Below are 21,916 nucleotides of genomic sequence, written 5' to 3'. Positions count from 1 at the left end.
GGCCCCGATGCTGAACAACGGCGCGATGATCGCCGACCGCTATCGCCTGCACCGCCTGATCGCCACCGGCGGTATGGGCCAGGTCTGGGAGGCGCTGGACACCCGACTGGACCGGCGGGTTGCGGTGAAGGTGCTCAAATCCGAATTCTCCGCCGACCCCACCTTCCGGCACCGGTTCCGCACCGAGGCCAAAACCACCGCGCTGCTGAACCACCAGGGCATCGCGGCGATCTTCGACTACGGCGAGACCACCGATCCGCACGGCAGCGAAACCGCTTACCTGGTCATGGAATTGGTGCAGGGCGAACCGCTCAACTCGGTGCTGAACCGGCTGGGCAGGCTCTCCGTGGCGCAGGGTCTGGACATGCTGGAGCAGACCGGTCGGGCGCTGGAGGTTGCGCACGCCGCGGGTGTCGTGCACCGCGACGTCAAACCGGGCAACATCCTGGTGACACCGACCGGCCAGGTGAAGATCACCGATTTCGGCATCGCCAAGGCAGTCGACGCCTCGCCGGTCACCAAGACCGGCATGGTGATGGGCACCGCGCAGTACATCGCGCCGGAGCAGGCGGTCGGCGAGGACGCCACCGCGGCCAGCGATGTGTACTCGCTCGGCGTCGTCGGCTACGAGGCGCTGGCCGGGCAGCGGCCGTTCAGCGGTGACGGCGCGATCACCGTCGCGATGAAACATGTGCGTGAGGCGCCGCCGCCGATGCCCGCGGATCTGCCGCAGAATGTGCGCGAGCTCATCGAGATCACCATGAGCAAGGATCCGGCGCAGCGCTATGCCCGCGGCGGCGAATTCGCCGACGCGGTGGCCGCAGTGCGCGCCGGACGCAGACCACCGCCGCCGAGCGGTATGCACAAGGCGGTGCCGCTCACCGGAGCGACCACCTTGCTCCCGCCCGGTCCCACCGTTCAAATCCCTTCCACCCCAACCGATTACTCGAATGCGACGGTGCGTTACGCGACACCGGCCGCCGGTGTCGGCGCGGCGGGGATCACCGGTACCGCACCGGCCACCCAGCTGAACCCGGGCGCCACCCCGCCCGCGGGCAAAGACAAGGGCCTCACCGCCGGGCAGAAGTGGGCGATCGCCATCGGTATCGGCGCGGTACTGCTCGGCGCGGGCATCGGTTGGGCGCTGATCGGTGATGGATCGAATCCGAAGACGGTGCCACCGGTCACCAGTACGGTGGTTCCGACTACTCGTCCGACGACAACGACACCGGCCCCGACCACCACCTCGACGCCGGAGCCGACGACAACAACGAAACCCCCGACGACAACGCAGCAGCCGACGACTACCACCGAGCCGCCGACCACAACGCCGGAGCCGACGACGACCACCACCGTGCCGCCATCCACGACGACGCCGCCCCCCACCAAATCGACTACGCCCTCGAAGACCACAGCGAAGACCACCACCCCGCCCCTCGGGCCGCCCATCGAGATTCCGGGTGCGATCGGCCAGTCGGGCCCGACCACGTATTCGCAAGGACTGCCATGACGACCCCGAAGAATCTGTCCTCTCGGTACGAGCTGGGCGAGATCATCGGGTTCGGCGGCATGTCCGAGGTGCACAAGGCCCGCGACCTGCGCCTGAGCCGGGATGTGGCGATCAAGGTGCTGCGTGCGGACCTGGCCCGCGACCCGACCTTCTATCTGCGGTTCAAGCGCGAGGCGCAGAATGCCGCGGCGCTGAACCATCCGGCGATCGTCGCGGTGTACGACACCGGTGAGGCCGAGGTGGACGGCGGCCCGCTGCCGTACATCGTGATGGAGTACGTGGACGGCGATACGCTGCGCGATATCGTGCGCGGCAAGGGTCCGCTGCCGCCGCGCCGCGCGATGGAGATCATCGCCGACGTCTGTGCCGCACTGGATTTCAGCCATAAGGCCGGCATCGTGCACCGGGATATGAAGCCGGCCAACATCATGATCAACCGGGCCGGCGCGGTGAAGGTGATGGATTTCGGCATCGCCCGTGCGATCGCCGACAGCTCCAACCCGATGACCCAGACCGCCGCGGTGATCGGTACCGCGCAATATCTTTCACCGGAACAGGCCCGGGGCGAAACCGTCGACGCCCGCTCCGACGTGTACTCGGTCGGCTGCGTGCTGTTCGAAATCCTCACCGGTGAACCACCTTTCACCGGCGATTCACCGGTGGCGGTGGCCTACCAACACGTCAGGGAGGATCCGCGGCTGCCGTCGCATGTCCACCCCGGCGTGCCGCGCGAACTCGATTCGGTCGTGCTCAAGGCGATGAGCAAGAATCCGGCCAACCGGTATCAGACCGCGGCCGAGATGCGCGCCGACCTCATCCGGGTGCTCGGTGGCCAGCGGCCGAGCGCGCCCATGGTGATGACCGATGAGGATCGCACCACCATGCTCGGCGCCGAGGGTCCGCCGCCGCGCAGCTACCGCACCGTCGAACGCAGCGACGACACCGCCGAACAGGAACCCGCCGAGGCGGGTAATCCGCGCCGCACCGCCTACCTCGCCATCGCGGTGGCCGCGGCGGTCGCGGTGGCCTTCGCGCTGTTCTGGGTGTTGATCGGGCCGGGCAGCAAACCGGATCAGGTCGAGATACCTGATGTTTCGAACCAATCGCAGCAGCAGGCGCAGGACAAGCTGGAGAAGCTCGGCTTCCACGTGGCCACCCAGCAGACGGCGTCCAGCAAGATCGCCACCGGCAATGTCATCGCCACCCAGCCGCTCGGCGGCTCCCGGATCGATAAGGGCGGCACCGTCACCATCCAGGTGTCGACCGGTCCGCAGCAGGTGCCGGTGCCGCGGCTGGACGGGCTGACCCAGCAGCAGGCCGAGCAAAAACTCAACGAGGTGCAGCTGCGCTTGGATCCGAGCGTGCAGCGCAAGGAGTCGAGCACGCAGGACGTGGACAAGGTGATCGGCCAGGATCCCTCGGCGGGTTCCCGGGTCGATGTGGACCGCGCCATCGTCATCACCCTCGGCAAGGGTCCCGACCAGGTCCGGGTGCCCACCGTCGTCGGCCAGGACATCAGCGTGGCCCAGCCGAATCTGGAGGCCAGCGCCGGATTCAAGATCCAGGTCCAGGAGGTTCCGTCCTCGAAGCCGAAGGGTGAGGTCATCGCGACCACTCCGGCGGGCGGCACCAGCGCCGACCGCGGCTCGACGGTGGTCGTCCAGGTATCCAGCGGCGGGATCGTCATGCCACCACTGATCGGCCTGACCCCGACCCAGGCGCTGGACGCGCTGCACGGCGCAGGCTGGACCGGCGGCGCAAGCCAGATCAACCAGACCACACAGGGCACCTTCGCCCCGGGTGATGTCGGGCGGATCCTGAGTCAACAACCGGCCGCCGGGTCGTCCGTCGCGAAAAACGCCACGATCACCATCAGCACCGGGGTGCTCGGACCGAACTGATCTCGTAAAAGTCCAGACCGATCGGTGTGTTCGGCGGCAGAATGAGGCTGCTCCATCCCTGACCAGCAGTGCTGAGTACGAGGAGGTAGCCGAAAATGGACACATCGCGCAGTGGGCCGACCGCCAGGGACATCATGAAACCCGGCGCGCAGTGGATATCGCGGGACGAGACCGTCGGAAAGGCCGCCAGGGTGATGGCCGAACTCGACGTCGGGTCGGTTGTCGTCGCCGATGAAAACCAGCGGATGTGCGGGATCATCACCGACCGCGACATCGTGGTGAAATGCATTGCGCAGGGCCGGTCTCCGGCGACGACCAGGGCGGGCGAACTCTGCGAGGCCACCCCGCGCTGGGTGCCCGCGGATGCCGATATCGATACCGTGCTCACCGAGATGGAGCAGCACCGGATCAAGCGGATCCCCGTCATCGATGACAACAAGCGGATGGTCGGCATGATCAGCGAGGCCGATCTGGCCCGGCACCTCGATGACAATCAGCTCAGCGAGTTCGTCACCGCGCTCTACGGAAGGCCTTGAGCCGCAGGATATTACGACAGGTCGAGATGCCGGTTCAGCGCCATGGCCGCCGCGGCGAGTTCGGGCAGCTCCACCACCTCGACACCGTGCTCGCGCAATCGCTCGACGCCGACGCAGTTGGTCACGAACAGCGGGGGCTCGCGCCAGGCGATCACCACCCGCCGGATCCCGGCCCGCAGGATGCGTTCCGTGCAGGGCGCCCGGGTCGCCGTCGCGCGCTTGGTGCACGGTTCCAGCGTGCTGTAGATCGTCGCTGCGGCCAGCCGCTGGTCGTCCGCGGGCAGTTTGTTCAGCGCGGCTTCCTCGGCGTGCACCTTCTCATCGGTCTCGCGGGAGTAACCGGTGGATATCTCCACACCGTCGACGACGATCACCGCGCCGACCGAATAGGCGGTCGTGCTCGGTGGGCAGCGACGCGCGAGTTCGATTGCCCGGAGCATGAATCGGTGGTCGGCATCCTGGGTGGGCATGCGCTACCTCTCTGAATTCCGCTGGTGCACAGTGGTTGCCGAGCTACCGCGGCGATACGGCCCGCAGCACAGCCTATTCGACACCCGCCCAACTCCTCGGTTTCGCCTCCGGTTTCGCGAGATAACACAGCACCGCGACGTCACCGGCCCGCGATACATCGACCAGCCGGAGCCGACGCCCCGGCCCGCCCGGAAATTTCGCCGGATCGACGAAACGCGGCGCCGCCGGATCGCCGACCAGGATGGGCGCGATGGCCAACCGCAGCTCGTCGACCAGATCGGCGGCCAGGAATTGGGTGAGAACGCGGGTGCCGCCCTCCACCATCAGCCGCCGAATACCACGGCGCCCAAGCTCATCGAGCAGCGTGGCGAAATCGAGTTCGGGACCGAGCGAGACGATCTCGGCGAGCCCGGCCAGCCGGTCACCTAGCGCCGCGAGCCCGGAATCGGTTGTGCAGACCAGCTTTTCCCCACCGTGCCGCCAGAAATTCAGGTCGGCTCCCAGCGCGCCGCTCGCGGTTACCGTGACCTTGAGCGGATACTCCGGCTTGCCCGCGGCCACCCGCGCCGCTCGCCGTTGCGCGCTGTTGACCAGCAGCCGTGGATTGTCCCGCCGCATGGTCTGCGCGCCGATCAGGATCGCGTCGGATTCGGCGCGCAGCTGATCGACCCGGTCCAGATCGGCCGCGTCGGAGAGAATCAGCCGGTCCGCGCTCGCGTCATCGATATATCCGTCGAGGCTCGCGGCCGCCGAGAGCAGCACATAGGGGCGCGACCACGCGGTCACTGCACCACCAGTGCCGCGACCTCCGCCTCCAGCGTCTGGACCAGCCCCTCGGCGGGCCGCTCACCGCACACCTCGAGCCAGTTGGCCAGCATCCGGTGTCCGCCCTGGGTGAGCACGGATTCGGGGTGGAACTGCACGCCGTGAATCGGCAGGGTCCGGTGCCGCATCGCCATCACGATGCCGCTCTCGGTGCGGCCGAGCACCTCGATCTCGGCGGGCAGCGTCTCCTCCAGCACGGTGAGCGAGTGGTAGCGGGTCGCGGTGAACGGATCCGGCAGCCCGGCGAGCACGCCCGCGCCGATGTGGAACACCGAACTCGTCTTGCCGTGCAACAGTTCGGGTGCGCGGGTGACCGTGGCGCCGAAGGCCTCGCCGATGGCCTGATGCCCGAGGCACACCCCGAGCAGCGGCGTGCGGTGCCGCGCGCAGGCGTGCACCAGGTCGATGCTGCGGCCGGCCCGGTCCGGCGTGCCCGGGCCCGGGCTGATCAGGATCCCGTCGAAGTCGGCGACCACCGCGTCGACATCGGCGAGCCGCTGGTCGTCGTTGCGCCAGACGATGGCCTCGACACCCAACTGGCCGAGGTACTGCACCAGGTTGAAGACGAAGCTGTCGTAATTGTCGACGACCAGAACACGCATGGTTCGAGATTACGTGCACACCCGCCAGAGCGTCGCGCGGAATACCAGTTGGGATAGCCTAGAGACACACCGGCGGGCGCCGGAGCTCTCGCTGCGTGCGACCCACAACAACGCCATAGCGAGCCGCAACCCACCGCGACCGGGGAGTCCGAATCGGACAGTCGCGGCAGGTGGCGAGTCCGGCTCGGCTCACATACAACCGAATCCGCCCCGCCGGTACCGACCGCACGCCGAACACGAGGACGTCATGCCCAAGTCCAAGGTCCGTAAGAAGACCGACTACACGATCAACCCCGCCAGCCGGATCCCGGTGAAGGTGAAGGGTGGTCCGTCACCGGTCTGGTACGTCGCGATCATGCTCGGCTTCATGCTCGCCGGGCTGATCTGGCTGCTCGTCTACTACCTGGCAGGCGATCAGCTCACGTGGATGAACGACCTCAACGCCTGGAACTTCCTGATCGGCTTCGGTCTGATGGTGATCGGCCTGATCATGACCATGCGCTGGCGCTGATTACAGACATGTCATTCATTCACACCTGTGGATGAGCCTGTGGACAACTCGAGGAAAAACTTGGGGATCGAATCTTCCGAGCCCCGGCTCACCTGGACCACCCCGGCCCCCGCGCTGACCGCGGTCGCGGTCGGCGGGGTCTGTCTGGTGGTGGCCGCGATCCTGGCCGACGACGGACCGAGCCGCCTGCTGATCGGCCTGGCCGCCGCCGGGCTGCTCGGCCTGGCCGGGCTCGGCTTCCGGCAGCGGCCACGATTCACCATCGTGCCGGGCGCCGAGCCGAAGTTGGTGGTGCGCGGCCTGTCCGGCCCCACCGAATACACCCGCGACCAGATCACACGGGCCAGGGTGGTCGGCTACCGCCGCCTCGGCCGCAAGATGCCGATGTTGGAGATCGATGTGGAGCACGACGGCGCCGAGCGGCTGCTGATCTTCGGCCGCTGGGATCTCGGCGCGAATCCGAACGACGTCTTCGAATCCCTCATCACGACTGGGCTCGCCAAATAGCGGCGAGCCCAGCGTGGCTCATTCCAGGGTGATCTTGGAGATCGTCACGGGTTCGACCGGACGGTCATTGCGGTCGGTGCGGGTGGCGGCGATGGCGTCGACGACCTTGCGCGAATCCGGGTCGATCACCTCGCCGAAGATGGTGTGCCTGCGGTTGAGGTGCGGCTGCTGGCCGACGGTGATGAAGAACTGGGAGCCGTTGGTGCCCGGGCCCGCATTGGCCATCGCGAGCAGGTAGCCGCGGTCGAAGCGCAGCTCCGGGTGGAATTCGTCGCCGAATTCGTAGCCGGGCCCACCGCGGCCGGTGCCGGTCGGGTCGCCGCCCTGAATCATGAATCCGGGAATTACGCGATGGAAGATCGCGCCGTCGTAGAACGGGCCGGAGCTGCCGCCGCTCGCATTCGCGGTGGTGTACGGCGCGGAACCGTCGGCGAGGCCGATGAAATTGCGCACCGTCTTGGGGGCGTGGTTACCGAAGAGCGAGATCTTGATATCGCCGTGATTGGTGTGCAGCGTCGCAACAGCAGTCTGATTCGGTGAGGTCACGCGGGACATCGTGCCATGACCGGCCACACATTCCGGGGATTGGGTGTGACCAGTGCCTACTGCGCGATGCGCCCGGCTGTGCCAAAGTGGTCGAATGACCTTGGGGCGCTTCCACCTCTCCGCACGAACCCGGAACCGATTGTTGATCGCGACCTTCGCCGCGCTCGCCGGTGGCGTGGCCTGGTTGGTGCGCAGCAAACGACCGCAGCCGCCCGAGCCCGCCCCCGCCCCGCCGCGAATCGGCTACTCGCGCAACGGTTCCGCGCCGACACCGGCGGGTGCCGGCGCGGGGGCCTGACCCGTCAGCGGCTGACGGTCCGCTTGTACTGCCGCTGCGCCAGCGGCACGAATACCGCGAGGATGATCACCACCCAGATCAGCGTCGTCGCCACCGGATGCTGCATCGGCCAGGTATCCGGTTTCGGCGCAAGGGGACTGGTGTTGCCGAACAGGTCGCGGGTCGCCTGGGTCACCGCCGACACCGGATTCCATTCGGCGAAGATTCGCAGCACGGTCGGCAGTTTGTCGATCGGCACGAAGGTGTTGGCCAGGAATGTCAGCGGGAAGATCACCATGAAGCTGGCGTTGTTGAACACCTCCGGCGCCCGCACCAGCAGTCCGACCACCGCCATGATCCAGGAGATCGCGTAGGCGAACAGCAGTAGCAGCACATAGCCGAGGACCACGTCGACGAACGACCCGCGGATCCGCCAGCCGACGAGCAGACCGGTGAGCGACATGACCGTCAGGCTCACGACATTGATCACCACATCGCTGACCGTCCGCCCGAACAGCACCGCCGACGGCGCCATCGGCAGCGAGCGGAACCGGTCGATGATGCCCTTCTGCATATCCTCGGCCAGGCCGGCGCCGGTGAACGACGCACCGAATACGACGGTCTGCGCGAAGATGCCCGCGATCAGGAATTCCCGGTACCCGCCCGACAGTCCGGGCACATCGATGGCAGCGCCGAAGATATAGGCGAACAGCAGCACGAACATGATCGGCGACAGCGTCGAGAAGATCAGCACATCGGGTACCCGCTTGATCTTGATGACATTGCGTTTCGCGATGGTCAGGCTGTCGCCCGCCAGGATCAGCAGACGGTCGGTGATGGCGGGCGGTGCTGCGACGGCCGGAACTGCGGTCATCGGTTCGTTCCTTCCGTCGTATCGAATTCGCGGGTGGTGAGCGCATCGGCCTCGTGACCGGTCAGCGTCAGGAAGACATCGTCGAGCGAGGGCCTGCGCAGACCGACGTCGTGAATCCGCACGTTCAGCTCGGTGAGCCGCCCGACCGCCGCGACCAGCGCCTGCGATCCGTCGGCCACCGGGACGGTGATCCGGCGCAGACCGGGCTCGAGGTGAACCTCCCCGTCCGCCAACGGTTTCAGCGCCTGTAGCGCTGTCGCCAGATTGTCCGGGTGATCGACGGTGAGCTCGATTCGGTCGCCGCCGACCGCGGTCTTCAACTCGTCCGCGGTGCCGCGGGCGATGACCGTGCCGTGGTCGATCACCGCGATGGCGTCGGCGAGCCGGTCGGCCTCCTCCATGTACTGCGTGGTGAGCAGCAGGGTGGTGCCGCCTGCCACCAGTTCCTCGATGACATCCCAGAGGTCCAGGCGCGCCCGCGGATCCAGCCCGGTGGTCGGCTCGTCCAGGAACAGCACCGGCGGATTGGCGACCAGCGCACCCGCCAAATCCAGGCGGCGGCGCATACCGCCGGAGTAACCCTTGACCGGACGGTCGGCGGCGTCGGACAGGCGGAAACGCTCCAGCAGTTCCCTGGCCCGCTCCTTACTGCGCCGCACCCCCATGTGGTACAGCCGCCCGACCATCTCCAAATTCTCGAAGCCGGTGAGGTATTCGTCGACCGCGGCGTACTGGCCGGACGCGCCGATCCGAGAACGCAGCAGCTGCGGATCACGCAGCACATCGATGCCCGCGACGGTCGCCCGCCCGGCATCCGGTATCAGCAGCGTGGTGAGCACCCGGACGGTGGTGGTTTTGCCCGCGCCGTTCGGGCCGAGCAGTGCGGTGACCGTGCCCTCGGGCACCGTCAGATCCAGGCCATCCAGGGCGATCAGTTGGCCATAGCGCTTGACCAGCCCTTTGGCGACTATTGCATCGGGCATAGCTCTCCTGAGATACGAATGATTCTCGATGACTGGGTATGCGACGCCGACGGTGTTCCGCCGACCGGATCCGGGCGGCCGGTGCTGAGAGTCAGTATTGCCGCCGCCACCGACAATGTTTGGATTTCACCTGGTAGAACCCCGGATCCGGGATATGAAAGTGGTCGCATCCAGATCCAGGCGGTGCTCGGGGGAACCGGATCGGGATGCGACCGCTTCGATCGTCCACCCGTCCGGCGGACCGATCGCGCGTACCGGACTACCCGAATCCCCCGATCTTGGTACTCGACTCCTCTCCCCATGTTTTCTCTATACAAAGTACATAGTTTCTACTGATTCGGCAACCCGCGAACCGAGCGCGACATGCCCGGCCCGCCTACGACACGCGACAAATCCGACCGATTCCGGGTCCTTCTGGAACCACCGGACGCGATTCACACCACACGCAGACCGGTCGGCATTTTTCCTCGACGTTATACCGGTAGACCGACAGTTTTTCCCAAAGTCGTTGTAATACGTTGTGTATCAACAACTTTGACGGCGCGATTGGTTACTCGACCACAATCCGGCCGCCGAGTTGTGCACCGTGCCAGCGGAGGTCCGCTCCGCGGCAGGTAAGCCGACCCCAAAAAACTTCAAAAGTGCCGCTCCCCACGCGCACGGAATCTCGAATCATCGCGTAGGATCGTTCACGTCGGCCCCTCCCCCCGGGCCGACCTTACGCGGGCCTCGGCTAACTCCCCCCCTTCGCCGAGGCCCGCTCCCCATTTCTGGACCGAATCACTCGCCGCGCACCGCCCGCCAGGCCGCGGCCAGCCGCTGCTCCCGCACCCGGCCCGCCGTCGCCAGCAGTGGACGATCGCGCTCCCACCTCGTCCGGATATCCGGATTCACCTGCGCCCATAGCGGATCCAGCTCCGCCAGCACACGCTCGACGAATTCGAAGGCGCCGCCCAAGGCGATATGTGTGCCGGGTGTCGAACCGCCGACGCCCGGAACCCGGCCGAAGCCGTCCACATCGAGCCCACGCACCAGCGCCGCACCGGCCAGCAACCGCTGCGTCACCGCGTCCGGCCAGCCTGATTCCCTGGCCACCCGGACCAGCCAGCCGATGGTCGCCGCCAACACATGCGCATCCTCGATGGTGCGAAACGGCTTCAGGTAGTCCGCATAGCCGTCGCCCGGCAGCGGCTGCGCCGGTGCGTCGGTGAAAGTCACTGTGGCGTGCGGAATTTCGGGAGCGAACGGGGTCGGCGGCAGCTGCGTCACCGCGATACCGGGCGCCGCGGCGTCAACCACCGCGGCCCGCAGGCGATTGCGCCCGTCCGCGACGCCGACGCTGGCGACAACGATCAGGCGGCGGGCGTAAGCACCAAGGGTCGCAAAGGATTTCGTACCGTTGAGCACCCAGCCCGCCGCGGCCTCGGTGAGCGTCGTCCGGATCTGCGCCGGATGCGCGCCGCCCGGCTCCGTCGCGCACAGCGCCGCCAATTCCGCCGGCAGGCCGGGAAGCAGGGACCGCAGCGCCTCCTGATAGCCGGACAGGAAGGCGAATCCCAGTCGGTCGGCACCGAATCCGCCGACCAGGGCCACATCGAGCGTCCGGTCGAAGAGCCGGCCCGCCTCTTGATGCCGCGCCCACACCGCACCGATATCGGCGATCGGGTCCGGCGGCGCGGCGGTGATCAAGTGATCGAATACGGAGTCCACGCGTCACGGTACCCCCGAATCCCGATCTACCGGACGGCACGGCGAATGGTAATTATTCAGCAAACGTATCGGATGTGCGGCGATGCACACTTCACACGTCCGGCGAAGCAGGTATCACTTGATGGGGTAGCCCCTGTCGCAAAGGAGCCTTACCTGTGCAGCAACCGGACGAAGACCGCAGAAAAGCACTATTCGACAGCGAGGCCCGCCTGTCCTGGGTGCTCGCGGCACTGGCCGGGCTCATCGGAGCGGCCGCGTTCACGCACACCGCTGGCTATTTCGTCACCTTCATGACCGGCAACACCGAACGGGCCGTCCTCGGGCATTTCCACGGTCAAACGGATGTCGCGATACCCGCGACGCTGCTGCTGATCTTCTTCCTGGCCGGCGTGATCATCGCATCGTGGTGCCGCCGACACTATTGGTCCGGACATCCGCACGGCCCGGTCCTGCTCACCACCGTATGTCTGGCGATGGCTTCGCTGACCGATGCGATCATCCACAAGGCGCACCAGGCGGACATAAGCTTCGTCCCGATCCTGTTCGTCGCCTTCGGGGTCGGCGCGCTCAACACCTCGTTCGTCAAGAACGGCGAGGTTTCGGTGCCGCTCAGCTACGTCACCGGCACCCTGGTGAAACTCGGCCAGGGCATCGAAAGGCATATCGGCGGCGGCGATTACGCCGACTGGCTCGGCTATTTCCTGCTGTACGTGAGCTTCGCGGCGGGCGCACTGCTCGGTGGTCTGCTGAGCCTGGTCGTCGCCGGATGGGCGATGCTGATCACCGCCACCGTCGTCTGCCTGATCGTCACCTACTACACCTACCTGCACCTGGACCGGCACGGGCCGCCCGCGCACTGACCCGTCAGCAATGGCCCTTGTGCCAGGTCTCCAGCACCTGCACATCGGCCTGTACCGCGTCGGTGCTGACCTCGCCGCGCCGGTCGGGATGCTGCATGGCGATGATCGCCGGACCCGTCGCGCCCTGCGCGGCGCGCTTGATCTCCGGCGGCGCCGCCTGTGAAAAGTTGTACAGGCGCTGGGCCACCGCGTGCACCTCGCCCGGGCTGGTGCCCTGCTGGATGGCGCGCACCGTCGCCACCTCGAACGCGACCTCCGAGCACGGATCGCCGCTCGGCTTGACGCCGCTGTCCTGCGCCGGCGCACCGGCAACCGACGGCGCGGCGGCGCTCGACGGTTTCGATCCGCCATCCGAACTGCCGCAGGCACTGAGCGAGATCACGCAGGCGACCAGCAGGATTGTCCGAACCATATTCCGCTCCCTCATTTTTCGTTGCGCCGGGCGCGCCGCAGCGCCAGCCGCATGCGCGCGATGTACACGGGTGTCGGTGGCACCCAGCCGAGTTGGGTGGACTGGCCGATATCGTCGCGATTGGCCCAGTGTTCGATCAGCAGGCCGTCGGCCATCCGGCACCAGTGCGTCTGGGTAACCGCGAAGGATCGTCCGGTGGCCGGAAAGGCTTGTGCGGGACGGGCATCCGCGTCATAGACGACAAACGTTCCGGTATGCGTGCCGTACGCCGTTGTATGCAGCACCACCAGGTCGCGTTCCACGACCACCTCGTGGATATCCCAGCGCATATCGGAGAACGCCGAGCGCAACCACAGCGCGCTGGCATAGCAGGCCGACGGCCCGCGGCCGCGACAGGCCGCGGGTTCGGCCTTGCTCTCCCGATTGATCGCGTCCGGGTGGATGACGGCCGCGAACTCGTCCTCGCTGCCCGAAGCCATCAGCTGGATCGCCCTGGTCGCGGTGCTGCGCAGGTCTTGTGCGGTGTACGTCATCGTGGTGACCCCCCGTTCGTCGGCTATCTACCGAGGTCAGACGCTAGGCGGCCGACGTTTCACCGGAATTACACCGGAATCTCCAGCGCGGTGAGCAGCGCGGGCACATCGACCAGCGCGGTGTAGCGGACCACCGCGCCGTCGCGCAGTTCCACCGTGTCGATTTCGCGGACGGACACCGGGACGCCGGTGCCGCGCACCGTGCCCTCGAGCCGCCCCAGCTGCACGATCCGGTCGCCCGCGTCGAAGAGATGATCGATACACAGGGTGGTATCCAGGTGGCTGATCCGGCGGCCGTAACACTCGAAGAAGCCATCCGGACCGAAATAGCTTCCACCCCAAGGCAAACGCGAGGACTGCCGCATGGTGAAGTCGGCGGTGAGCTTGGCCCGCACCCGATCGAGATCGCCGCGGGCCAATGCGTCGTACCAGTCCGCGACGACGCGCAGATCGTCGGTGGACCGGGGCGGTCGGATCGGCTGCACCCGCAAAGCCTGACCGCGGCCGGTTTCAATCGGCTTACAGATCCGGCCGCTCGGCGGCGGCGAGCTCGATCAGCTCGGACCACGACAGCTGTTGTGGCGCAACGAAATCGGTCGCCCTCGCGAATTCCTCGGCCACCCGTTCGGCCAAATCCGTCCCGGCGAATCCGAGGTAGCGGCGTGGGTCGGTGCCGAGCCGCTCGGCGTGGTCGGTGACGGCGGCGTGCAGGCGGGCCGCGGTGTCTTTCGCGTCGAGCCGGGCCAGGGCGTACGCGACGGTATACACCGCCGAGAGGGTCTCGGAGACATTGGACTCCGCGTGGAAGACGGCCAGCGCGCGGCGCGACAACTCCAGTGCCCGAACGACTTCCGACCGGTCGGCGAGGTCGTCGGCGAGCAGGCACCAGGCCAGCAGCACATCGGAAATACCCGCACCCGAATGGAATCCGCAGCGCACGCTGAGTTCGCGTGCCCGAGTGAGGCTTTCGACGGCCGCATCCAGATCGCCATCCTGGAATCGAACGACGCCGATCCCCCACAGCGCGGTGGCGTACAGGTACTCCGGTGCGTCGCGGCGCTCGCAGGCCGCCACGAAATCGGCCGCCGCGACGCGCAGACCGGCCACATCGTGCAGATCCGCCAACGCGTTGCAGCGGCGCAGATGCGCCTCCAGGAGCGAGACGTCGTGGGCGGGATCGGATTCGTCCAGCAACCGCAGCGCCGAGTCGGCGTGGTGCAACGCCCGCTCGGGCGCACCGGTATGCGCCGCGGCCAGCGACAACCCGATATGCGCCCTGGCCGTGTCGATGGGATCCGCATCGGGACAACCGGATAGGGCCTGGCGCAACACCCGCTCGCCCTCCCGAACCGCGCCCGCGGTGACCCACATGTAGGCGACCCCGCCCGCGGTGCGCAGCGCGTGCAGCGGCGCATGGTGCAGGTCTTCGGCGAAGCCCGCGCGGATATTCGCCAGCTCGGCCGCGAGCGCCACGAGGGCGCCTGCCAGGCCGGGCCCGGTGAACAGCGCCACCTGCTCACGGACGAAATTCCGCACCCAGGCGGCATGTGCCGCGCGGGTGGCCGCCGGATCCGGATCGGCCGCGGCACAGTAGCGGCGGATCGTCTCCAGCATTCGATAGCGGGCATGCCCGGTGGTCACATCCGCGGTCAACACCGAACGGTCGACCAGCGCGGCGAGCCCGGCGAAGATAGCGACACCGGCATCCGGGCCGCGCACGAATTCGGCCGCCTGCCAGGTGAATCCGCCCTCGAACGGCCAAAGCCGCAGCAGCAGTGCGCGTTCCGGATCGGCCAGCTGGTCGATGCTCCAGCCGATGGCGGCATCCAGCGAGGCGTGCGGCGAGACCGAACCGCGCGGGGTGGCGCCCAGCACGTCCAGACGCTCGCGCAGCCGCGCGGCGATATCGGCCAGACCGAAGGAGCGCGCCCGCGCGGCGGCCAGCTCGAGCGCCAGCGGCAGCCCGTCGACGGCGACGCAGATCTCCTGCGCGGATGCCCGGTCCGCCGCGGTGGGCCGCCAGTCGGCGCGGCTGGCCCGCACCCGGTCGAAGAACAGCTCGAGCGCGCCGTCCCCGTCGATCGGCAGCGGCGCCAGCGGCAGCACCTGCTCACCCTCGATACCGGTCGGACGTCTGCTCGTCGCGAGGACCCGCAGCCCCGGACATTCCGTCAGCAGCGACAGCACGAATCCGGCCAGATCGTCGACCAGATGTTCGCAGTTGTCCAGCACCAGCAGACCGGGCCGCTCGGTGAGGGTGCGGCGGATCGCCGCCACCGGATCGGCACCGATCGCACCGATAGCCGCGGCGGCCGTCGCCGCGATGACCTGCGGATCGTGCACGTCGGCCAGCCGCACCAGCCAGGCATCGGACCGGTCGGCGGCGAATTCGATGGCGAGACGGGTCTTTCCGACCCCGGCCGGGCCGACCACCGTCACCATGCGCGAATCGGCGAGCAATTCGGCGAGCAGAGCCGATTCCACCTGACGGCCGATGAACCTGGACAGTGGCCGGGTTATCCGCGGCGGTGGCGGCGCCGCGCTCACCGGTCGGTCGGTGCGGCCGGGCGCGGCGATGAGCAGCAGTTCCGGGTCGTGTTCGCGCATCCGGCGCGCCAGCTCGCGCAGCGCGGGACCGGGTTCGACACCGAGTTCGTCGACGAGCAGATCGCGCACCCGCCGCAGCTCCGCCAGCGCCTGACCCTGGCGACCGCTCCGGTACAGCCCCAGCGCCAGCAGTTCCCAACGCCTTTCGCGGTAGGGCGTCTCGATCACCGCCTCGCTCAGCTCCGCGATCGCTCGGGCGGTGTCACCACAGGCCAGCCGCGCCGCCTGCAATTCCTCGACGGCGACGCCGCGCAATTCCACCAAACGCGCCCGCGGACCCGAAACATGCAGCGAATCACCGAGTTCCGCCCACGGCTGGCCGCGCCACAGCGCCAGCGCCGATTCGAAGGTGGCCGCGGCGGTCGCCGGATCCGCCGTCAGCTGCTCGATGCCCTGTCCGACCAAACTCGTGAACCGGCCGTTGTCGGTCTGTTCCGGCGTCAGCGCCAGCCGGTAACCGGAGCTCGCCGATTCGACGCAGGCACGTCCCTCCGGGCCGAGCGCGGCCCGCAATCGGTGCACAACCACCCGGATGGCGTTGACCACCTCCGCGGTCGGTTCCGCATCCCAAACGGTCTCGGCCAGCACCGAATTCGATACCGGTAGCCCGCCGCCGAGCGATAGCGAGGCCAGCAGCCTGCGCGGCACCGGGCCGCCGAGTTCGATCGGGCTACCGCCGATCTCGACCTGGATCGGGCCGAGCACCCGGCAGTGGATCACGCCGTCACGATAGCCGACCCGCGCCGCTCGTCAACCGCTGTTTTCGCCTATCGGTCCAGGGCATCGGCCCGATCAGAGGCAGTGCCCGGTGTGCCAGTCCATGACATCGCCCCACGCCTGGGTGACCGGATCCGTGCGCAAGGTTTCGGTGGCCGCCGAGGATTTTGTTCGGCGAGGACCGAACGATTCGCGCGCCAGACTGCGGTCATGACTGCTACGACCACCCATCCATCACCGACCGCCGTCGCGCGACCGAGCCGGGTGCTGGCCGTGATGTGTGCGGGCATGTTCCTGGTGCTGCTCGATGTCACGATCGTCAACGTCGCCCTGCCGAGCATCCGCAACGGTTTCGACGCGAGCACCCCGCTGCTGCAATGGGTGGTGGACGGTTACGTCGTCGCCATCGCGGGCCTACTGCTGGCGGGCGGCACGATCGGCGACCGAATCGGCCATCGCCGCGTGCTGCTGACCGGTTTCGGGATATTCGGCGCGGCATCGCTGATCTGCGCGCTGGCCCCGGCCATCGGCGTGCTGATCGCGGGTCGCATCGTGCAGGGCGTCGGCGGTGCACTGCTGCTACCGAGCACCATGGCGGTAATCGTCGACGTCTACCCCGACCGGACCGCGCAGGCCAAAGCGATCGGCACCTGGGCAGCCATCTCCTCCCTGGCGCTGCCCGCCGGCCCGCTACTCGGCGGCCTGCTGGTCGGCTGGCTGGGCTGGCGCCCGGTCTTCTGGCTCAATGTGCCGCTCACCGCGCTGGCAATCGCCGCCGCACTCCTGGTAGTGCCGGACCGGCCCGGCCGCAGGCACGGCGACCGGCTCGATATCGCTGGGCTTGCCGGGTTCGTCGTCGGACTCGGCGGCCTCGTCTTCACCGTCATCTCGGTCGGTCACCACGCGAATATCGCAATCATCGCGATATCGGCGACCCTGACCTGTGCCGCACTGACCGTCGCGGTGCTATCCGCACGGCACGCCCCACATCCGGTGCTGCCCCTGGATCTGTTGCGCCGCCGCGACTTCCGCGCCCCCAACGAGGTCGCACTGATCATGAACCTGGTCTTCAACGGCCTGCTCTTCGTAATAACCCGCTACCTACAGGAAATGCAGCACTACTCACCCCTCGCCGCAGGTGCGTCGGTACTACCGATGGCCGTCCCGCTAGTAGTTCTCGCACCGTTCTCCGGCCGCCTCACCGCCCAGCGTGGCCCACGCCCGGCCCTCGTCCTCGGCTGCCTACTGGCCATAACCGGCTCCACCCTGCTGACCCAGCTGCACACCCACAGCGAAATCGGTTGGCTACTAGCCGGTTTGACACTTCTCGGCTGCGGCGCCGGCTTCACCACCACCGCCGCCGTAGCCGCCGTAGTGCGCGCAACCCCACCGGACCGCTCCGGCCTGGCCACCGGCGTCTCCAACACGTCCCGCCAGATCGGCACCGCAAGCGGCGTAGCCATCTTCGGCGCCCTAGCCGGCACCCCGAACACCCCCCACTTCGCGAACGCACTACCTTTCCTGGCCATCGGCGCCGCCCTCCTGTGGACAGCAGCCCTGCTGATCTCATTCGTCGCAGTGGACCACAACCAGCGACCGTAACGCCCTTATATGGCCCCAAACGCCAACCGCACCAAATGAATAAGGCGAGCGCTCGCCTCCCATTTGTGAACCCCGGGGAATCGAACCCCTTCCACCCCTTTGCCTTTACGAGGCAAACCAGCGAAATCGCAAGTCACTGAGCATTTCCGGACATCTGAGAACATCTCGTTGTCTGTCGGAACACCGACGATACCCCGACTTTGTGTACCGTGTCCGCACCTCTATCGACGGCGGTAGGGCGCACCCCACCCACCCACGCAGGCGGTCTTATAGTCGATAGCGATCAGTGTCGCGGCATGGCGAGGGGAGGGCAGTGTGGCCGATGAGTTGCAGGTTGATCCGGAGCGGTTGCGGGAGGCGGCCCGGTTCATCGCCGGTAAGGCGCAGGGTATTCGTGATCGGGTGAAGCAGTTGGACGACACTGTCGGCAAGGAACTGCTCGCCGATGGCTGGCGCGGCAAATCAGCCTCGGCGTATGACGAAAGCTGGGTGGAGTGGAAGGCCGGCGCGGACAAGGTCGTCGACGCGTTGAAAACCTCGGCGACCAAGCTTGTCGACGCCGCCAACCGATATCAGGCCCAGGATGCCGCCACCAGCGGCAAACTCACCCAGTACGGCGATCGGATGTGATGATGTCCGACGATTACAGCTACCGAGTGGATCTGACACAGCTGGACGAGGCGATCGAGGCGATGGCGAGCTTCGGTACGGAGGTCGACGGCATCCTGGCCGATGTCGACCGGCATGTCGCCGATTTGCATCTGTCCTGGAGTAGCGACGCCGCGCAGGCACAGCGCGCCGCACATGACCGGTGGATGGCCGGTGCGGCCGAGATGCGAGAAAATCTCGACGAGCTACGGGAAGTCGCGCACCGCGCGCATACCCACTACTCCGAGGTCGGACGCACCAACGAGGGAATGTGGCCCTAGATGGCGCCGACATTCCCAGTCATCGTCGTCCGTCATGAGGACTACCACTCCGCAGGCGAGTCGCTCACTGCCGTACGGGACAACGCCGTCGATGTACACGGCGGGTTGGTCACCACACTGGCGAACTATGGAGGCATGGCCGGAACCGATAAAACCGGTACCGACTGGGCCAAGTCCTACGACGAAGCGGCGGGTATCGCCCTGGAAGCGTCGGCGAAACTGGTGTCCGCGTTCGGACGCACCGCCAATCTGCTGGCGGCCGGTGCCTACAACCACGCCGCGGGCGAAGCGGCCTCCAACCCGCAGACCACCGCGCCGCCGTCACCACCGAACCTCAGCACAGAGCCATCCCTGGCGCTGTTCCACCCATCGGCGTCCGGGGACAGCGGACCCGAACCCTTCGGATGGGGTCTGATCAAGACGGTGTCGGATCTGGCATGGCCCGACGGCCACCAAGACCAGCTACGGGCCGCGAAATCCGTATGGCACAGTGCCGCAACAGCGTTGGTCGACGCGACCGGCCCCATCCCCACCGCAGTCGGATTGCTGGAAAACCAGCAATCCCCTGAAATCGCGAGTGCCATCCGGACCTGCAACGAGATGGCCGTCAACGCTGACCAACTGGCTGGCGCCTACCGTGCGATCGGGGATGCCTGCGAGCAATACGCCCAGCACCTCGATGACGCCCACTCCGAGATCCTGTCCGAACTACGGAAGATGCTCATCGAGACCGCCGCGATGGAAGGGGTCATCCAGATCGGCGCGTTCTTCACCGGCGGCCTGTCGGAAGCCGGCAACGCCGGTGTTCTCGCGCGAATCGGCATCTACGCCGCCCGCATCGGGCGCATCATCACCGAACTCGGCACCAAGGTCCTGGCCATCGCCCGCCGTGTCGGCAGCCTCGCCTCGACCACGCTGAAGGTGATGACCTCCAAACTCGGCCGATGGCTCGAACAAGCCGTGGCCAAAATCTGGCGAGGCGGCGAAACAGGTTTGCAGCTGTACTCCCGCAGTGCCGTACGGACCAACGTCGACGTGCTCACCAACGGCGGCCACATCCCCATGACCCAAGAAATCATTCTGGCGCTCGCACAGAAGGCCGGAGTCGATCTGTCCGGTGTCGAACTCCACATCGTCAAGGACATGGAAGAGGCCCGCTACCTCGACTTCCAAGACGCCTGCGGAGTCACCCCCGCCGAATTGGGCGGTAGGCAAATCCGATTCGGCCCCGCCGCGTTCACCGACGAGGAAACCCTGGTCGCCACCCTCGCCCACGAAGCCAAACATGTCCAACAACTCCGCGACCAGGTACGCCTAGGAACCGACACCATCCGCGGGCTGGAAGACGAGGCCTACGCAGCCGAAGTACCAGCCCTCGCCCGATTCCGAGGAGAACAGCCGTGACCGAGGTGAACTTCACCGTGACCGACGTATTCGATATCCAGACCCGCGACGGCCTCCTGGTCGCCGGGCAACTGGTCTCCGGCGAGATCACCGCCGGTGACGTCCTGCGTAATGCCACCACCGGAAAACCGGTCACCGTACTCGGGGTGGAATTCCACAGCAGCCGCGAACCCGGTCGATTCACACTGATCATCGACCGACGCGACCACGCCCACATCCAGGTTGGGCAACATCTGGAAGGACCGAGGTGAGCGACTTACCGAACTGGGAACAGCAGCTCCACCGAGACCTCGCCGAAATCCAAAGCAGCGCAGCCGAACTCAACCGAGCCGTCACCGCTGTCCGCGGGCGCGGCGAGGTCCCCGGTGTCAACATCGAAGTCGACACAACCGGTGAGATCACCAGCCTGCAGATCGCGCCAACCGCCATGCGTTGGACCAGCACACAACTCACACAAGCCCTGCTCGACTGCCATCGTCGCGCCCGCGTCGACGCCAAAACGCGAGTCGAAAAGCTTGTGCGTAAAGCCGATCCACGCCTCCGCACCAGCCTCGACGAACTCCAAACCACCACAGGCTCGCCCGAGTCATCCCCACGCTCACCGCAGACCGAGGAAGAAATCCAAGCCGCAGACGACGAATTCTTCCAGCGGATGAACGAAAGAGGCTGGCGTTGACAGCGACCCAGATCAGCACCAGTCGCTGGGTGACCAACTCGAGTGGGATGGGCTCGCCGTAGTAGGGCACGATGTCGACATCGATGAATCTGCCGTAGCGTCTGCGGGTTTCGGGTTCGATCCCGGTCAGCCCGGCCACGTACTGCAGCAGATACGGCACCAACAGCACGAGGGTGCGCTCGGCCTCGGCCGCACCAACCTGGTCCAGCAGCCTGGAGAACCACCACGCCCGCTCGGCGACATCGAATGTCTGTGAGGTCCCGAGGGTTTCGCCGGCGTGCGTTCGATGCGGTAGCGCACCTTCCAGGTGGTGCGGCCCTTGGCGCTGGTATGCGGCACGAGACAACCACAAAGAAACGCAACAACCCCGTCCCACCATCAAAAAACGAAACCCCCAACACCCCGCAACCACACGGATCAGGGGAAAGGGCGGAGCCCCAAGGGGGGTCCGGGGGGCGCAGCCCCGCCGGGTGGGGGTGTGGGGGCTTCGCCCCCACAAAACAACGCGAAACAAACAAGGCGAGCGCTCGCGCGAGCACTCGCCTCCCATTTGTGGAGCCTAGGGGAATCGAACCCCTAACCCCTGCCTTGCAAAGGCAGTGCTCTGCCAATTGAGCTAAGGCCCCGAGCTCGATACCCCGTAGGGATTTTTCAGCGGGTGGTTACCTCGTGCCACAGGTCGGCATCGTTGCGTTGCCGCAGCTTGGAGATTCCGATGAGAACCGCTACAACAACACCGATTGTGAGGAGAATTTTCATGGTTCCCACCCTACTGTGATGTTCGGGAGTGGGCCTAGGAGGACTTGAACCTCCGACCTCTTCGTTATCAGCGAAGCGCTCTAACCGCCTGAGCTATAGGCCCTCATCGTGTTCGATTGCCTGCCGGAGCTGTTAACCGAACCGAGGCACGAGATTACCTTACC

Annotated in this window: 26 protein-coding genes and 2 tRNA genes; 13 read left to right on the top strand and 15 right to left on the bottom strand. The window is 66.8% G+C overall.

The window, feature by feature from the left end; all coding sequences use genetic code 11:
- Nucleotides 1-7: 7 nt before the first annotated feature.
- The 3 genes from F5544_RS00165 to F5544_RS00155 all read left to right on the top strand — a co-directional run bounded on the left by F5544_RS00165 (nucleotide 8) and on the right by F5544_RS00155 (nucleotide 3,947).
- Nucleotides 8-1,510: a protein kinase domain-containing protein gene (locus tag F5544_RS00165; RefSeq protein WP_167471285.1), complete on the top strand. Its 1,503-nt coding sequence runs from the start codon at nucleotides 8-10 to the stop codon at nucleotides 1,508-1,510.
- Nucleotides 1,507-3,411 carry a Stk1 family PASTA domain-containing Ser/Thr kinase gene (gene pknB, locus F5544_RS00160; protein WP_167471284.1) on the top strand — a complete coding sequence of 635 codons (1,905 nt, stop codon included), beginning with the start codon at nucleotides 1,507-1,509 and terminating at the stop codon, nucleotides 3,409-3,411. Before F5544_RS00165 ends, pknB begins: the two co-directional genes overlap by 4 nt.
- Before the next feature lie 95 nt (nucleotides 3,412-3,506).
- A complete protein-coding gene (locus F5544_RS00155) occupies nucleotides 3,507-3,947 on the top strand; it encodes a CBS domain-containing protein (RefSeq protein WP_167471283.1) in 441 nt (146 codons plus the stop codon).
- 11 nt (nucleotides 3,948-3,958) lie between these two features.
- On the opposite strand, the gene F5544_RS00150 is transcribed toward F5544_RS00155, so the two are convergent.
- The 3 genes from F5544_RS00150 to F5544_RS00140 form a co-directional block, all read right to left on the bottom strand.
- Nucleotides 3,959-4,417, bottom strand: coding sequence for a deaminase (locus F5544_RS00150; RefSeq protein ID WP_167471282.1), 459 nt, complete (start codon nucleotides 4,415-4,417; stop codon nucleotides 3,959-3,961).
- Nucleotides 4,418-4,490: 73 nt separating this feature from the next.
- Nucleotides 4,491-5,204 carry a RibD family protein gene (locus F5544_RS00145; RefSeq protein ID WP_167471281.1) on the bottom strand — a complete coding sequence of 238 codons (714 nt, stop codon included), beginning with the start codon at nucleotides 5,202-5,204 and terminating at the stop codon, nucleotides 4,491-4,493.
- Nucleotides 5,201-5,845, bottom strand: coding sequence for an aminodeoxychorismate/anthranilate synthase component II (locus tag F5544_RS00140; protein WP_167471280.1), 645 nt, complete (start codon nucleotides 5,843-5,845; stop codon nucleotides 5,201-5,203). Before F5544_RS00140 ends, F5544_RS00145 begins: the two co-directional genes overlap by 4 nt.
- A gap of 247 nt (nucleotides 5,846-6,092) precedes the next feature.
- Between F5544_RS00140 and crgA the strand changes: the two genes are divergently transcribed.
- Together crgA and F5544_RS00130 are read left to right on the top strand one after the other, a co-directional pair.
- Entirely contained in the window at nucleotides 6,093-6,356 is a 264-nt protein-coding gene (gene crgA, locus F5544_RS00135) for a cell division protein CrgA (protein ID WP_167471279.1), read from the top strand.
- Nucleotides 6,357-6,416: 60 nt separating this feature from the next.
- Nucleotides 6,417-6,863 (top strand): PH domain-containing protein, encoded by a 447-nt coding sequence (locus F5544_RS00130; RefSeq protein ID WP_167471278.1) that lies wholly within the window; start codon nucleotides 6,417-6,419, stop codon nucleotides 6,861-6,863.
- An 18-nt stretch (nucleotides 6,864-6,881) separates the two neighbouring features.
- Here the strand turns inward: F5544_RS00130 and F5544_RS00125 are convergent, their stop codons facing one another.
- The gene (locus tag F5544_RS00125) at nucleotides 6,882-7,409 is read right to left on the bottom strand and encodes a peptidylprolyl isomerase (RefSeq protein WP_167471277.1); all 528 of its coding nucleotides are present in this window, start codon (nucleotides 7,407-7,409) and stop codon (nucleotides 6,882-6,884) included.
- Nucleotides 7,410-7,503: 94 nt separating this feature from the next.
- Between F5544_RS00125 and F5544_RS00120 the strand changes: the two genes are divergently transcribed.
- Nucleotides 7,504-7,707 carry a hypothetical protein gene (locus F5544_RS00120; protein WP_167471276.1) on the top strand — a complete coding sequence of 68 codons (204 nt, stop codon included), beginning with the start codon at nucleotides 7,504-7,506 and terminating at the stop codon, nucleotides 7,705-7,707.
- A 4-nt stretch (nucleotides 7,708-7,711) separates the two neighbouring features.
- Here F5544_RS00120 and F5544_RS00115 read toward each other — a convergent pair whose 3' ends face one another.
- Complete coding sequence (locus F5544_RS00115) at nucleotides 7,712-8,482, bottom strand: ABC transporter permease (RefSeq protein ID WP_428847211.1); 771 nt, start codon at nucleotides 8,480-8,482, stop codon at nucleotides 7,712-7,714.
- On the opposite strand from F5544_RS00115, the gene F5544_RS47375 reads away from it, so the two are divergent.
- Nucleotides 8,409-8,600 carry a twin-arginine translocation signal domain-containing protein gene (locus tag F5544_RS47375; RefSeq protein WP_428847210.1) on the top strand — a complete coding sequence of 64 codons (192 nt, stop codon included), beginning with the start codon at nucleotides 8,409-8,411 and terminating at the stop codon, nucleotides 8,598-8,600. The two genes, F5544_RS00115 and F5544_RS47375, sit on opposite strands and share 74 nt — an antisense overlap.
- Here F5544_RS47375 and F5544_RS00110 read toward each other — a convergent pair.
- Both F5544_RS00110 and F5544_RS00105 read right to left on the bottom strand, forming a co-directional pair.
- A complete protein-coding gene (locus F5544_RS00110; RefSeq protein WP_167471274.1) occupies nucleotides 8,557-9,543 on the bottom strand; it encodes an ATP-binding cassette domain-containing protein in 987 nt (328 codons plus the stop codon). The two genes, F5544_RS47375 and F5544_RS00110, sit on opposite strands and share 44 nt — an antisense overlap.
- A 780-nt stretch (nucleotides 9,544-10,323) precedes the next feature.
- Nucleotides 10,324-11,253, bottom strand: coding sequence for an acyl-CoA dehydrogenase family protein (locus F5544_RS00105; protein ID WP_167471273.1), 930 nt, complete (start codon nucleotides 11,251-11,253; stop codon nucleotides 10,324-10,326).
- Between the two features lie 155 nt (nucleotides 11,254-11,408).
- On the opposite strand from F5544_RS00105, the gene F5544_RS00100 reads away from it, so the two are divergent.
- Nucleotides 11,409-12,113, top strand: a complete 705-nt coding sequence (locus F5544_RS00100; protein WP_167471272.1) for a YoaK family protein — start codon at nucleotides 11,409-11,411, stop codon at nucleotides 12,111-12,113.
- Between the two features lie 4 nt (nucleotides 12,114-12,117).
- Here the strand turns inward: F5544_RS00100 and F5544_RS00095 are convergent, their stop codons facing one another.
- From F5544_RS00095 to F5544_RS00080, 4 genes are all read right to left on the bottom strand, one after another.
- Nucleotides 12,118-12,525, bottom strand: a complete 408-nt coding sequence (locus F5544_RS00095) for a hypothetical protein (protein ID WP_167471271.1) — start codon at nucleotides 12,523-12,525, stop codon at nucleotides 12,118-12,120.
- 11 nt (nucleotides 12,526-12,536) lie between these two features.
- Nucleotides 12,537-13,058 (bottom strand): ester cyclase, encoded by a 522-nt coding sequence (locus tag F5544_RS00090; RefSeq protein ID WP_167471270.1) that lies wholly within the window; start codon nucleotides 13,056-13,058, stop codon nucleotides 12,537-12,539.
- 68 nt (nucleotides 13,059-13,126) lie between these two features.
- Nucleotides 13,127-13,543 (bottom strand): nuclear transport factor 2 family protein, encoded by a 417-nt coding sequence (locus F5544_RS00085; protein ID WP_167471269.1) that lies wholly within the window; start codon nucleotides 13,541-13,543, stop codon nucleotides 13,127-13,129.
- A 34-nt stretch (nucleotides 13,544-13,577) separates the two neighbouring features.
- A complete protein-coding gene (locus F5544_RS00080; protein ID WP_167471268.1) occupies nucleotides 13,578-16,385 on the bottom strand; it encodes an AfsR/SARP family transcriptional regulator in 2,808 nt (935 codons plus the stop codon).
- A gap of 207 nt (nucleotides 16,386-16,592) precedes the next feature.
- Here F5544_RS00080 and F5544_RS00075 point away from each other — a divergent pair, with 207 nt between their 5' ends.
- The 5 genes from F5544_RS00075 to F5544_RS00055 all read left to right on the top strand — a co-directional run bounded on the left by F5544_RS00075 (nucleotide 16,593) and on the right by F5544_RS00055 (nucleotide 20,568).
- Nucleotides 16,593-17,984: an MFS transporter gene (locus F5544_RS00075; RefSeq protein WP_167471267.1), complete on the top strand. Its 1,392-nt coding sequence runs from the start codon at nucleotides 16,593-16,595 to the stop codon at nucleotides 17,982-17,984.
- 315 nt (nucleotides 17,985-18,299) lie between these two features.
- Nucleotides 18,300-18,614 carry a WXG100 family type VII secretion target gene (locus F5544_RS00070; protein ID WP_167471266.1) on the top strand — a complete coding sequence of 105 codons (315 nt, stop codon included), beginning with the start codon at nucleotides 18,300-18,302 and terminating at the stop codon, nucleotides 18,612-18,614.
- Between the two features lie 26 nt (nucleotides 18,615-18,640).
- Entirely contained in the window at nucleotides 18,641-18,913 is a 273-nt protein-coding gene (locus F5544_RS00065) for a WXG100 family type VII secretion target (RefSeq protein WP_238847020.1), read from the top strand.
- Entirely contained in the window at nucleotides 18,914-20,317 is a 1,404-nt protein-coding gene (locus tag F5544_RS00060) for a hypothetical protein (protein WP_167471264.1), read from the top strand.
- Nucleotides 20,314-20,568 (top strand): hypothetical protein, encoded by a 255-nt coding sequence (locus tag F5544_RS00055; RefSeq protein ID WP_167471263.1) that lies wholly within the window; start codon nucleotides 20,314-20,316, stop codon nucleotides 20,566-20,568. The genes F5544_RS00060 and F5544_RS00055 overlap by 4 nt, the downstream gene beginning before the upstream one ends.
- 5 nt (nucleotides 20,569-20,573) lie before the next feature.
- Here F5544_RS00055 and F5544_RS46120 read toward each other — a convergent pair whose 3' ends face one another.
- The 4 genes from F5544_RS46120 to F5544_RS00040 form a co-directional block, all read right to left on the bottom strand.
- Complete coding sequence (locus F5544_RS46120; RefSeq protein ID WP_238847019.1) at nucleotides 20,574-20,882, bottom strand: hypothetical protein; 309 nt, start codon at nucleotides 20,880-20,882, stop codon at nucleotides 20,574-20,576.
- A gap of 664 nt (nucleotides 20,883-21,546) precedes the next feature.
- Nucleotides 21,547-21,619 (bottom strand) — tRNA-Ala (locus tag F5544_RS00045).
- 25 nt (nucleotides 21,620-21,644) lie between these two features.
- A complete protein-coding gene (locus F5544_RS46115; RefSeq protein ID WP_225725704.1) occupies nucleotides 21,645-21,752 on the bottom strand; it encodes a DLW-39 family protein in 108 nt (35 codons plus the stop codon).
- Between the two features lie 29 nt (nucleotides 21,753-21,781).
- A tRNA-Ile gene (locus tag F5544_RS00040) sits at nucleotides 21,782-21,855 on the bottom strand.
- Between the last annotated feature and the right edge of the window lie 61 nt (nucleotides 21,856-21,916).

This window comes from Nocardia arthritidis, from assembly GCF_011801145.1.
In the GTDB taxonomy this organism is placed as follows: domain Bacteria; phylum Actinomycetota; class Actinomycetes; order Mycobacteriales; family Mycobacteriaceae; genus Nocardia; species Nocardia arthritidis_A.
This window is presented reverse-complemented; position numbering and strand designations above follow the sequence as displayed.

Coding starts and splice junctions, on each gene's coding strand:
- F5544_RS47375 (WP_428847210.1), top strand. CDS start 8,409: ATGATCGGCGACAGCGTCGAGAAGATCAGCACATCGGGTACCCGCTTG.
- F5544_RS00110 (WP_167471274.1), bottom strand. CDS start 9,543: ATGCCCGATGCAATAGTCGCCAAAGGGCTGGTCAAGCGCTATGGCCAA.
- pknB (WP_167471284.1), top strand. CDS start 1,507: ATGACGACCCCGAAGAATCTGTCCTCTCGGTACGAGCTGGGCGAGATC.
- F5544_RS00120 (WP_167471276.1), top strand. CDS start 7,504: ATGACCTTGGGGCGCTTCCACCTCTCCGCACGAACCCGGAACCGATTG.
- F5544_RS00150 (WP_167471282.1), bottom strand. CDS start 4,417: ATGCCCACCCAGGATGCCGACCACCGATTCATGCTCCGGGCAATCGAA.
- F5544_RS00075 (WP_167471267.1), top strand. CDS start 16,593: ATGACTGCTACGACCACCCATCCATCACCGACCGCCGTCGCGCGACCG.
- crgA (WP_167471279.1), top strand. CDS start 6,093: ATGCCCAAGTCCAAGGTCCGTAAGAAGACCGACTACACGATCAACCCC.
- F5544_RS00095 (WP_167471271.1), bottom strand. CDS start 12,525: ATGGTTCGGACAATCCTGCTGGTCGCCTGCGTGATCTCGCTCAGTGCC.
- F5544_RS46115 (WP_225725704.1), bottom strand. CDS start 21,752: ATGAAAATTCTCCTCACAATCGGTGTTGTTGTAGCGGTTCTCATCGGA.
- F5544_RS00165 (WP_167471285.1), top strand. CDS start 8: ATGCTGAACAACGGCGCGATGATCGCCGACCGCTATCGCCTGCACCGC.
- F5544_RS00140 (WP_167471280.1), bottom strand. CDS start 5,845: ATGCGTGTTCTGGTCGTCGACAATTACGACAGCTTCGTCTTCAACCTG.
- F5544_RS00060 (WP_167471264.1), top strand. CDS start 18,914: ATGGCGCCGACATTCCCAGTCATCGTCGTCCGTCATGAGGACTACCAC.
- F5544_RS00155 (WP_167471283.1), top strand. CDS start 3,507: ATGGACACATCGCGCAGTGGGCCGACCGCCAGGGACATCATGAAACCC.
- F5544_RS00090 (WP_167471270.1), bottom strand. CDS start 13,058: ATGACGTACACCGCACAAGACCTGCGCAGCACCGCGACCAGGGCGATC.